Raw genomic sequence first — 10,823 nt, forward strand, 5'->3', positions numbered from 1 at the left:
GACCATGGGTCCGCGGCCGTCGCCTTTTGCTTTGTGTCCGGGTTAGGAAGCGCGGCGGGCCCTGGCGGCCCGGCGCTTCAGTGCACGGCGCTCGTCCTCGCTCATGCCGCCCCACACGCCTGCATCCTGTCCGGACTCCAATGCCCACTGCAGGCAGGTGTCAACGACGGGGCACCGGCGGCAAACGCTCTTCGCTTCTTCGATCTGCAAAAGAGCGGGGCCGGTGTTGCCCACGGGGAAAAACAGCTCCGGGTCCTTGTCGAGGCAGGCCGCGCGATTACGCCAATCCATGCTGATCAGTCACTCCATTCCTGGGAAGTCAATGCCCTTTGTGAAAATATTCACTAGGGCTTACATAGGAAAGGGGCCCTGGAGGGCCCCCTTGGTCATCTGGATCAAGCGTTTCATGTTAACGCTGTGTAAACAAGGGGTAGTGGGCCACGAAATCGCCAAGAAACGTGAGCGATGCATCACATCAGCTGGCCGCCCCGCCGTGTGTCGACTATGTCGGGTAGTGTGCCAGTGTGTCAAGACCCCCAAAAGACCCGTCCGGACCAGTCGCTGACGCCGGAGACGGTGGAACGCCCGAGGGCCGGGGCTCAGGCGGAACTGAGCCATCGACTCGGGTTCGTCCCGGTGCCGTCCCCGTGATCTCCGGGATCGTGGCAGCCGAGGCCACGGCCCTGCTGGCCGCAGCAGGCTGGTACGGATTTCAGCTGGCCAGCGGGGCACCCGTCATGTCGTTTTGGGGTGCCGTTTTCACGCTCGGCCTGCTGCTGGCGTTTGCGGCGTGGCTTTATGCCGTTGCTGTGTTCCTGTTCCGAGGTTTCCGCTGGCCGAGAGCCGGTGCCCTGGTGGCCCAGCTGTTCGTGCTGACCATCGGCTTCCCCACGCTCACCGGCGGACTCCCGCTGGCGGGCGCCGCAATGCTGATCCCTGCCGCCACGGCCATCGTCCTGCTGTTCGACAAGCGTGTGATTCGTTTCGCCTCCCGCGCCGCGTCCGATCCGCCTGCACTCTAGAGCCTTCTGACATCCTCGGCCACAGCCAGCTGGACGGGCACCGCCGCGCCGTCCGCCACGAGCAGTCCGCGTCCTGGCGGGGGATGGGAATCCGGGTCTATCCGCAGGCCGAAGATGTCGCCGTCAAGGGGACTGCGCGGCGCAATGAGGATGCCTCTGCCGCCACTGCGGGCTGCCAGCGCGAGCGGAACACGCTGCATCAGTGACTGGCTGAACGCGGCCGAGAAGATTACTGCCCAGCCGCGGCTGTTCAGGTCCATGAGGTTGTGCTGTGGGGCGGGAGGCAGCATGTCGGCATCATCGACGAGGAGTATGGCGTCCTTCGGCAGGCGTCCTTCCACAGCGTTGCGGTGGACCTCGCTCCAAAAGTCACCAGGACCCGGCACCGGACCCGGGTGCTGCCATCCGGACACCGACGGGTTAAGCGCCGGCAGGGATGCCAGGAACGAGGACTTGCCCGAACCGGCACTGCCCAGCACGGCAAGGACAGACCCCGGCGGCAGGCGCACCGCGGCAGGGGCGGGCTCGTCCCCGCCCACGCCGACCACCAGGCGCCGGGCTGTGCGCACAGGCTGAGCTGAACTCCCGGCCCTAGGCATCCGGGACAGCACGTCCGCTACGGAGAGGCGCACCGGAAGGGGGTCCACACGGAAGGGCCTGACCCGCACAGGACCCTGCATCCCGCCGCCGAGGGCCGGGGCTTTCCCTGGACCGGCACCTCCCTCCTCCGGGGCATAGAGCTGGCAGACCGCCTGGCGCCCGGCGGACAAGGCACCTGATGCGACCGCGCGGCCCGGAACCGGCGGAAGGTCGGGCATCTTGGGCCACACCAGCCTGCTCTCGGCGCTGGTGCCCCGCGGGCAGTAGACGCGGTTGGGGATGGCCGGAAAGAACCGCGACGTCACGAGTTCGCGGTCGCCGGAGATCACGACGGTGATGCCGGCAGCGCTGCCGTCCCGGATGATGTCCTGGAGATGCTCTTCGGCGCGGGTCAGGGGGCCGGCGCGGAGGGCGGACAGCCACGAGCCCCAGCCCGAAATGACCAGAATCAGCGGCGGACCGGAGGCTGCCGGGAGCCGGCTGAGCCGACGGGACATTTCGGCCGCCAGGCGTTCCAGGAGGCGCACGCCGCGGCGGACGTCGTAGAGGTTCACGAAAGATCCGGTGCATTGCGTACCGGCAAGGCCAGCCAGGGAACCATCCGCGTCGAGGACGTAGAAGTGGCATTCCGCGGGATGAGACAGGAGCTGACGCATTGCCGTTGACATTGCATGGGCGGCATCACTGGATCCCGCGCCGATCAGCGCGAGATGCCCATCGGCTCCCGGCCGCCAGGTGAGGGCTGCAAGCCGCTGCTCCTCAGGCAGGTCCAGAACGCCCATCCCTACCGCCCAGTCTGGGTCCGCTCCCGGCATGGTGCCTGCTGCAACGGGGTCTCCGGAGAGGGTGCCTGCCGGGACGGGACCTTCCGGGACGGGACTTGCAGGGACGGGACTATCTGCGGTGAGTGCGGCTACGTCAGAGGGCCCCGCCAGCACATCCGGTAGCGGCGGAGCCACCGGGCGGTGCGCCGCGGAACCGCCCATCCCGGCCCACAGGGAGTCAGTCAGCTCCACCACGGGCCTGGCGGCGTCCGACGGGGACACCGGCGGAGGTTTGCTGTCACTCACAGAAGGCTGCGTCTCCAGGGCCGCCGTGGTCTCAAGCACCCTGACCCGGCAAGAGGCAGAATCCTCGTTGCTGGGGCCGGCAATTGATGCCGACTGGAACTCTTCGGCAGCTTCGGTGCCCCTGGCCAGGTAGGCTCGGCCTGGCCGGTGGACGGGTATCGCCGAAGCCGCATTGCTGCCGATCACATCGGCCGATTCGTGCGTGGACTGCACGCGGAGGGCGATGCTCGTTGTGACGTTCGCACGGATGTCCGCCGTAAGAGCCCCCTGCGGGCGCTGGGTGGCCATGATCAGGTGAATGCCCAGCGACCGGCCGATGGACGCGATCCTCATCAGCTCGGTCAGGGTTCCGGAAGCTTCCTCGACGAGCATTCGGAACTCATCGATGATGAGGACCAGCTGGGGGAGGGGCGGACCGCCGGACGGGGACCGACGGTAGGCGCCCAGGTCCGGGGCGTTGGCGGCGGCCAGCAGCTGCTCACGCCTGTGAACTTCTGCCCGCAGTGAAACAATCGTGCGCTCTAACTGGCCGCTGGCAAGGTCCGTCAGCATGCCGACACAGTGCGGGATGCCAGTCAGCGGGCTGAGTCCGGACCCGCCCTTGAAGTCGAAGAAGAGGACATTGACGCGGTCCGGCGGATAGCACAGCGCGAGCCCGGCGGTGATGGTGCGAAGCAGCTCCGACTTCCCGGAACCTGTGGTGCCCGCAACGAGGACGTGCGGACCATCTGCTTCCAGGTCGAGGACGCGCACGCCCCAAGCAGTGCGGCCCAGGGGAATGGTGAGTCCCGGCTCCAGCCTGCCTGCCGCCCACCGTTTGGCCGTTGCACCGGCCGACTGGTCAAGGAGATCGCCAAGCCCGCAGCGCACAGGCACCGATTGGGCGTCGGCCGGCACGTCCGGGAGGTACTGCCGGTACGCCCGGCAGTACCGGTCGAAAACGCCCGACGGCACCAGGTCTGCCATGAAGCGGGAACATGAACCGCGGCTCCGAAGCACGGCCCCGCGCTCGCCGAGCTCAATATCGGCTTCCGATGGCTGCTGTTCCCGATCCGTGAGATGAATTACGCGCCAGCCCAGCCCCCGCGCAGTTGCGATGATGCCGGACTCGGGGGCGCCGTCTGCTGTTCCGGCGAACGCTCTTTCGTAGGATCCTGTTTCGTCGGATCCCGCTTCACCGAAGAGCAGCAGGATGCGGGGCAGGCCCGTACCGCCGGAAGTGTCTGTCAGGGCTGATATGGCGTCAGGAGTCCTCGAATGGAGTGAGACGCCGGGAAGGAACCGCGCCGCGAGCGGCAGGACGGAAGCCGGCCCATGGACCGCGATCCGGGTACCCCAGGCCAGCGGATACCCAGTGAGCTGCATGAGGAACGAGCGGGCCAGGCCGTGAACCTCGGGCTCCGGCCCCCGGATGGAAACCACCGCATGGCCCGGGTCAAGGAGCAGCGGCACCGGCCCCAGCCGAGGGGGTTTGAAGCCCGGCTGATCCGGCGCGAGACGTATGTTGGCCGGTTGATCGGCCAGGCCGAGGCGGAGCCAGACGCCGGGCGCACGTCCCGGCCCTGGCTCTTCCGCGGACATTGACATTTCCCGTTCGGCCGCCCCGCCGGTTGCGTCCGGGCTCCCGCGGGTTGCGGCATTGCTCCGGCCGGTGCCGGCAGGGGAACGCGCGTCAAACGCAGCGCACAGCGCGAGGACGGCAGCGGACGGTGCCGACCGTCGTCGTCGATCCAGATCCTGGGCAGCTGCTGCCGCTACCGCCGCTCTGAGTTCACGGCGCTGCCGGGCGCCCGAGACCACGGGGACAAGGAACGTCGCGGCAGATACAGCGGTGAAGGCCAGAAACATCCATGACCCCGTCACCAGTGCAAGCCCCACACCCATGACCACGGGGAGGACGGCCCCAAGAATCAGCGCGGACCGGCCCGCCGGCCCGGCCGCGCGCGAGACGGTCAGGGGGTCCACCACGGGGCTCCCCGCAAATCCCAAGTCAGCATTCCCTGCCTCTGGCGGCGCAGCCAGCACAACTGACATGGAGGAGTTGCCGCAGCGGATGCGGGAGCCGATCGCGACGGCCTTTTTTGACACCCGTTCGCCGTCCACCTCGGTCCCGTTGATGCTGCCAAGGTCCACAAGGGTCAGAGCTGTGTCCGAAACCTCGATTCTGGCGTGCTCCCGGGACAGATCCGCATCAGGAATGGTCAGCTCGGCGTTGGTCCGGCCGATCCGGTAGCTTCCCCGGCGCAGCGGCAGGACAGTTCCGGCGGCCGGGCCGCTGTCCACCACGAGGAGCACAGCCGCCGGCGGCTCGCCGGCAGCTCCCGGGGCGGACCCGGCGCCATGGCCGTCGACCAGGACAGCCCCATTGACCAGCGGCGGCCTGCCCAGCGTCAGCCCCCTGAGTGGCAGGCCGGCTACGGTCAGCCCGCGCGTGAGGAAGCGGCGCGAAAGCTCCGCGTCAAGGTCGGCCCCCGGGCAACCGTCCGGCGCTGCGACCGTAAGCTCTACCGGCCGGGCAGAGGAACCGGAGACGGCGGAAACGGCCCCGGGGCCGCGGACGAGCGTGCACTCCAGCTGCACCGGCGACCTCCGTTCTTCGGGAAAACCTGGGCACCACGCTAGTGACGGCGCGGCCGGAATGGCTGCGATGAATTCGTCCATGTGGATAACCCGGACGCCTTCCCCCAGCACAAGGGACTGCTACGCCTAAGCGGTCGCCGAATCGGCGTAAGGTCCGGTCAGCGGATAGTGTTAAGCAAAACCGGGTGTGGCAGCGTGGCTGCCGCCTGCCAGTCCTGAGAGAAAAGGCTTCTGACTCGTGAAGATTGCTGTAATTGCGTTGGGAAAAATCGGGCTGCCGCTGGCCGTCCAGTTTGCTTCCAAGGGCCATGACGTCGTCGGCGTCGACGTCAACCAGCAGGTCGTGGAGCTTATCAACGCGGGGACCGAGCCGTTTCCGGGCGAGGCCCACCTGCAGGAGAAACTTTCTGAGCTGGTGCCGTCGGGCAAGCTGCGGGCCACCACGGACTATGCCGAGGCTGTCCCCGGCGCCGATGCCGTCGTACTGGTAGTCCCGCTGTTCGTGGACGCCGACGCCAAGCCGGATTTCGGCTGGATGGACGGCGCAACCGCCGAGCTGGCCAAGCACCTGACCCCTGGCACTCTCGTGTCCTATGAGACAACCCTGCCGGTCGGAACCACCCGCACGCGCTGGAAGCCTGCGCTCGAGGCGGGCTCCGGGCTGGTTGAAGGCCAGGACTTCCACCTCGTCTTCTCCCCGGAGCGCGTGCTCACCGGACGGGTGTTCGAAGATCTGCGCAAGTACCCCAAGCTGGTGGGCGGCCTGTCCGAAGCAGGGGCGGCCAAGGCCGTTGAGTTCTACGAAGCCGTGCTGGACTTCGACGAGCGTGCCGACCTTCGCCGGCCGAACGGCGTGTGGGACCTGGGTTCGGCTGAAGCCTCTGAGCTGGCCAAGCTGGCCGAGACCACGTACCGCGACGTGAATATCGGGCTGGCCAACCAGTTCGCCCGGTTCGCCGGAACTGCGGGCATTGACATCTACCAGGTCATCGAGGCCTCCAACTCGCAGCCGTACAGCCACATCCACCAGCCGGGAATCGCCGTCGGCGGCCACTGCATCCCGGTTTACCCGCGCCTGTACCTCTGGAACGATCCCGAGGCGACGGTGGTCCGGGCTGCCCGTGCCGCCAACGCAGACATGCCGGACTACACCGTGGGCCTCCTTGAAGGCGCCTACGGCGACCTCACCGGTGCCCGTGTGGTGGTGCTGGGCGCAGCCTACCGCGGCGGCGTGAAGGAAACGGCCTTCTCCGGCGTTTTCGACGCCGTGACCAGCCTCGAGAAGCGCGGGGCTGTGGTCTCGGTCCACGACCCGCTCTACACGGACGCCGAACTCGAGAAGCTCGGCTTCACCGCGTACCACGTTGGTGAGCCCGTTGACGCAGCCATCGTCCAGGCCGACCACGCTGAATACCGCACGCTGTCCCCTGCTGACCTGCCCGGCGTCAAGGCGTTCATCGATGGCCGCCGGGTGAGCTCCGCGGACCAGTGGGACGGCGTCGTTTACCGCGTTATCGGCAAGGCCTAGAGCACTTCGCGGCAGTCTCTGCCGCTGTGGCCGGGCCGCAGCGGCACTTCTGAGAGGAACCAAAGTATGACGACGACCATTGCTCCGAGCGCCGACGTTTCGGACCAGGCCATCCTCGGTGAGGGAACGAAAATCTGGCACCTGGCCCAGGTGCGCGAACAGGCGAACCTCGGTGCGAACTGCATCGTGGGACGCGGCGCCTACGTCGGCACCGGCGTGCAGATCGGCGAGAACACCAAGATCCAGAACTACGCCCTGGTGTACGAGCCGGCCAAGCTCGGCAAGGGTGTTTTCATTGGTCCGGCCGTGGTCCTGACCAACGACACCTACCCGCGGTCGGTCAGCCCGGACGGCTCCCTCAAGAGCGCCCACGACTGGACCCCGGTGGGCGTGACCATCGAGGACGGGGCGTCCATCGGCGCCCGCGCCGTGTGCGTTGCGCCGCTGACGGTGGGCCGCTGGGCCACGGTTGCGGCCGGCGCTGTCGTCACCAAGGACGTGCCGGCTTTTGCCCTGGTCGCCGGTGTCCCGGCCCGCCGCCTTGGCTGGGTGGGCAAGGCAGGCGAGCCGCTGCGCCAGGAGGGCGGCTTCTGGGTCTGCCCTGCCACCGGCGCCAAATACATTGAAGACGGAAATTCCCTGAAAGAGTCTGAGGAGAACGCATGAGCTACGACTTTATCCCCGCGGCGAAGCCGATCATCGGCGACGACGAGCGGGCCGCCGTCGACGCTGTTCTGGCCACCGGAATGCTGGCCCAGGGCCAGCAGGTCGCCGAATTCGAGAAGGAATTCTCCGAGGTTCTCCTCGATGGCCGCTCGTCCGTGGCCGTGAACTCCGGCACCTCGGGACTGCACCTCGGTCTCCTGGCCGCCGGCGTGAAGGCGGGCGATGAAGTCATCGTTCCCTCGTTCACCTTTGCCGCCACCGGCAACTCCGTGGCACTGGCCGGGGCCACACCCGTGTTTGCCGACATCGAACTGGACCACTACACCCTGGACGTGGACCACGTCGCCTCGCTGATCACGGACAAGACCAAGGGCATCATGCCCGTGCACCTGTACGGCCACCCGTTCGACGTCGAGGGTCTCGGGAAGCTCGCCGCCGAGCGCGGGATCGACCTGTACGAGGACGCCGCCCAGGCCCACGGTGCCAGCTTCAACGGCCAGAAGGTCGGAACGTTCGGCAAGTTCGCCATGTTCAGCCTGTACCCCACGAAGAACATGACCTCCGGCGAGGGCGGCATGGTCTCCACCCCCGACGCCGGTGTGGAGCGGAACCTGCGCCTGCTGCGGAACCAGGGCATGGAAAAGCAGTACGAAAACGAGCTCGTGGGCTTCAACGCCCGGATGACGGACCTGCACGCCTCCATCGGCCGGGTCCAGCTCAAGAAGGTCCTCGGCTGGACGGAACAGCGCCAGCAGAATGCCGCCTTCCTGACCGCCAACCTCCAGGGCGTCGGCACGCCGAAGGTTGCCGAGGGCGCGTCCCACGTCTACCACCAGTACACGATCCGTGTCCCGGAGGACCGCGACGGGCTGGCCAAGGCACTCCGCGAGGAATACAACATCGGCACCGGCGTGTACTACCCGGTTCCGAACCACCGCCTGCCCTCGTTCAACCGCACCGAGGACCTGCCGAACACGGAAACCGCTGCCAGGGAAGTCCTGTCCCTGCCGGTTCACCCGTCCCTGAGCCAGAACGACCTGGACCGCATCGTCACCGCGGTCAACAAGCTCGTCCAGGCAGGTGCCTGATGGCTAACCTGCGCGTCGGCCTTATTGGGCTTGGCATGATGGGCCGCCACCACGCACGCGTGGTGCGTGAGCTCGACGGCGTCGACCTGGTCGCCGTCGCCGACTCCTTCGGCGACCCGCACGGCGTTGCCGGCCAGCTCGGCGTCCTGTCGTCCGTGGAGGAGCTCATCGCCGCCGGCATCGACATGGCCGTGGTGGCTGTTCCCACCGGACTGCACGAGGAAGTCGGCCTGGCCCTTGCCGACGCCGGCGTCCACACCCTCGTGGAGAAGCCCATCGCCTCCAGCGCTGAGGCCGGCCAGCGCCTCGTCGACGCCTTCGAAGCCAAGGGGCTCGTGGGCGCCGTCGGCCACATCGAACGGTTCAACCCCGCACTGCAGTCCTTGCGCAAGCGTATCGAAGCCGGCGAGCTCGGCGACGTCTACCAGATCGCCACCCGCCGCCAGGGCCCCTTCCCGGCCCGGATCGCCGACGTCGGCGTGGTCAAGGACCTCGGCACGCACGACATCGACCTGACCGCATGGCTGGCGCAGAGCCGCTTTGAGTCGATCTTCGCCCGCACCACCACCCGCAGCGGCCGCCCGCACGAGGACATGGTCGCCGCGACAGGCCAGCTGGGCAACGGCGTCATCACCAACCACCTGGTCAACTGGCTCTCACCCATGAAGGAACGCCTCACCATCGTCACCGGTGAAAAGGGTGCCTTCGTGGCTGACACCATTACGGCGGACCTGACGTTCTTCGAGAACGGCACAGTCGCCACCGAATGGGAGTCCATGGCCGCGTTCCGGGGCGTTTCCGAAGGCAACGTCACCAGGCTCGCCATCGCCAAGCCGGAACCGCTGCGCACCGAACACGAAGCCTTCCGCGACGCCGTCCTCGGACTGCGCAGCGACGTCGTCACCATGCGCGAAGGCCTGGACACGCTTCGCGTGGCCGAAGCCGTGCTGGAGTCCGCCACCAACCGGCAGATCGTGAAGATTGCTGCTTCGTGAGTGAAAACCGACCTGTCAGGGTCACCGTGGCAACACGGCTCTTCACGCCGGAAGTGGGCGCGGCCTCGTTCCGGCTGAAAGCCCTCGTGGACGGCCTGGCGGCCAAGGGCGCGGACGTCAGCGTCCTCACCACCAGGCCGCCCAAGGGGTCACCGGGGTTCAGGCCCCGGTACAAGGTGTCCCGATGGCCCGTGCTGCGGGACGCCGGAGGCAACGTGCGCGGTTATGTGCAGTACATGAGCTTCGACGTGCCCGTGTTCTTCCGACTGCTGTTTTCGCGGGCAGACGTCGTCGTGTCAGAGCCGCCGCCCACCACAGGCGTTGTCGTGGCCCTGACATCAGCGCTGCGGCGCAGGCCGTTTGTCTACTACGCCGCGGACATCTGGACTGAAGCGCTGTCCGCAACGGACGTTCCCGGCGTCGTCATCCGCGTCATGCGGGCCGCCGAAGGGTTTGCACTGCGCCGGGCAGCCAGGGTCATCGCCATCTCGGATGCCGTGGCCCAGAAGGTTGAGCAGTTCGGCGTTCGGCCGAACCGCGTCACCGTTGTCGGCAACGGGATTGACACCTCGGTGTTCGGGCCCGAGGGAGAGACCGCCGGGTCCGACGGACCGTACTTCGTGTACACCGGAACCATGTCCGAGTGGCAGGGTGCCGACATCTTCATCCGTGCGCTTCCCGCCGTGCTCGCCGAGCACCCGGGCGCCAGCATCCGCTTCTTCGGCCAAGGGGCCGATGAGCCCCACCTCAGGGGGCTTGCTGAGGAAATGGCACCCGGCCACGTGACTTTTGGCGGTGTCATTCCCCCCGCTGACGCGGCCCGCTGGATCCGGGGAGCCGCCGCGGCCCTGGTCAGCATCAAACCGGGCCAGGGCTACGACTTTGCCAAGCCCACCAAGATCTACGCAGCCGCAGGCTGCGGGACGCCCGTGGTCTTCGCCGGAACGGGGGAGGGCGCGGCGCTCGTCTCCGGCAACGGACTCGGCGAAGCGGCCAGCTACGACGTGGACAGCGTTGCCGCGGCCATGTGCCGTGTGGCGTCTGCGGTACAGTCCGGCGGCAACGCAGACGGCCGGGACGCCAGGGCTGGCTGGGTTTTGCAGCACGCGTCGCTGGCAACCTCGGGGCAGCATGCCGCCGCTGAAGTGCTCGCCGCCGCCCCATCCCGGGCATAGTTTGCGGCATGCGCCAGCCACCCCGGAATACGGGACGCTTTTTAACTTCGGGTAGTCTAGACCCGGCAGATAGGGCTGCTGAACCCTGCCACCAAAACA

8 protein-coding genes are annotated in these 10,823 nt (G+C 67.6%); 6 read left to right on the forward strand and 2 right to left on the reverse strand.

Annotated features, from left to right (window positions below):
• Positions 1 to 42: 42 nt before the first annotated feature.
• Positions 43 to 291: a WhiB family transcriptional regulator gene (locus ACFTSA_RS10105; RefSeq protein WP_003804966.1), complete on the reverse strand. Its 249-nt coding sequence runs from the start codon at positions 289 to 291 to the stop codon at positions 43 to 45.
• A 359-nt stretch (positions 292 to 650) separates the two neighbouring features.
• On the opposite strand from ACFTSA_RS10105, the gene ACFTSA_RS10110 reads away from it, so the two are divergent.
• Entirely contained in the window at positions 651 to 1,022 is a 372-nt protein-coding gene (locus ACFTSA_RS10110; protein WP_377951342.1) for a hypothetical protein, read from the forward strand.
• On the opposite strand, the gene ACFTSA_RS10115 is transcribed toward ACFTSA_RS10110, so the two are convergent.
• Positions 1,019 to 5,353, reverse strand: a complete 4,335-nt coding sequence (locus ACFTSA_RS10115; RefSeq protein WP_377951139.1) for an FtsK/SpoIIIE domain-containing protein — start codon at positions 5,351 to 5,353, stop codon at positions 1,019 to 1,021. The genes ACFTSA_RS10110 and ACFTSA_RS10115 overlap by 4 nt on opposite strands.
• Positions 5,354 to 5,510: 157 nt before the next feature.
• Here ACFTSA_RS10115 and ACFTSA_RS10120 point away from each other — a divergent pair, with 157 nt between their 5' ends.
• The 5 genes from ACFTSA_RS10120 to ACFTSA_RS10140 all read left to right on the forward strand — a co-directional run bounded on the left by ACFTSA_RS10120 (position 5,511) and on the right by ACFTSA_RS10140 (position 10,724).
• Entirely contained in the window at positions 5,511 to 6,800 is a 1,290-nt protein-coding gene (locus ACFTSA_RS10120; protein WP_377951140.1) for a nucleotide sugar dehydrogenase, read from the forward strand.
• 66 nt (positions 6,801 to 6,866) lie between these two features.
• Positions 6,867 to 7,466 (forward strand): acyltransferase, encoded by a 600-nt coding sequence (locus tag ACFTSA_RS10125; RefSeq protein WP_377951141.1) that lies wholly within the window; start codon positions 6,867 to 6,869, stop codon positions 7,464 to 7,466.
• On the forward strand, positions 7,463 to 8,554 hold the full coding sequence (locus tag ACFTSA_RS10130) for a DegT/DnrJ/EryC1/StrS family aminotransferase (RefSeq protein WP_377951142.1): 1,092 nt from the start codon (positions 7,463 to 7,465) through the stop codon (positions 8,552 to 8,554). The genes ACFTSA_RS10125 and ACFTSA_RS10130 overlap by 4 nt, the downstream gene beginning before the upstream one ends.
• Positions 8,554 to 9,549, forward strand: a complete 996-nt coding sequence (locus ACFTSA_RS10135) for a Gfo/Idh/MocA family oxidoreductase (protein WP_377951143.1) — start codon at positions 8,554 to 8,556, stop codon at positions 9,547 to 9,549. The genes ACFTSA_RS10130 and ACFTSA_RS10135 overlap by 1 nt, the downstream gene beginning before the upstream one ends.
• On the forward strand, positions 9,546 to 10,724 hold the full coding sequence (locus ACFTSA_RS10140) for a glycosyltransferase family 4 protein (protein WP_377951144.1): 1,179 nt from the start codon (positions 9,546 to 9,548) through the stop codon (positions 10,722 to 10,724). Before ACFTSA_RS10135 ends, ACFTSA_RS10140 begins: the two co-directional genes overlap by 4 nt.
• The last annotated feature ends 99 nt before the right edge of the window (positions 10,725 to 10,823 follow it).

Origin of the sequence: Arthrobacter sp. NPDC057013 (genome assembly GCF_042674585.1) — a bacterium.
Lineage (GTDB): Bacteria > Actinomycetota > Actinomycetes > Actinomycetales > Micrococcaceae > Arthrobacter.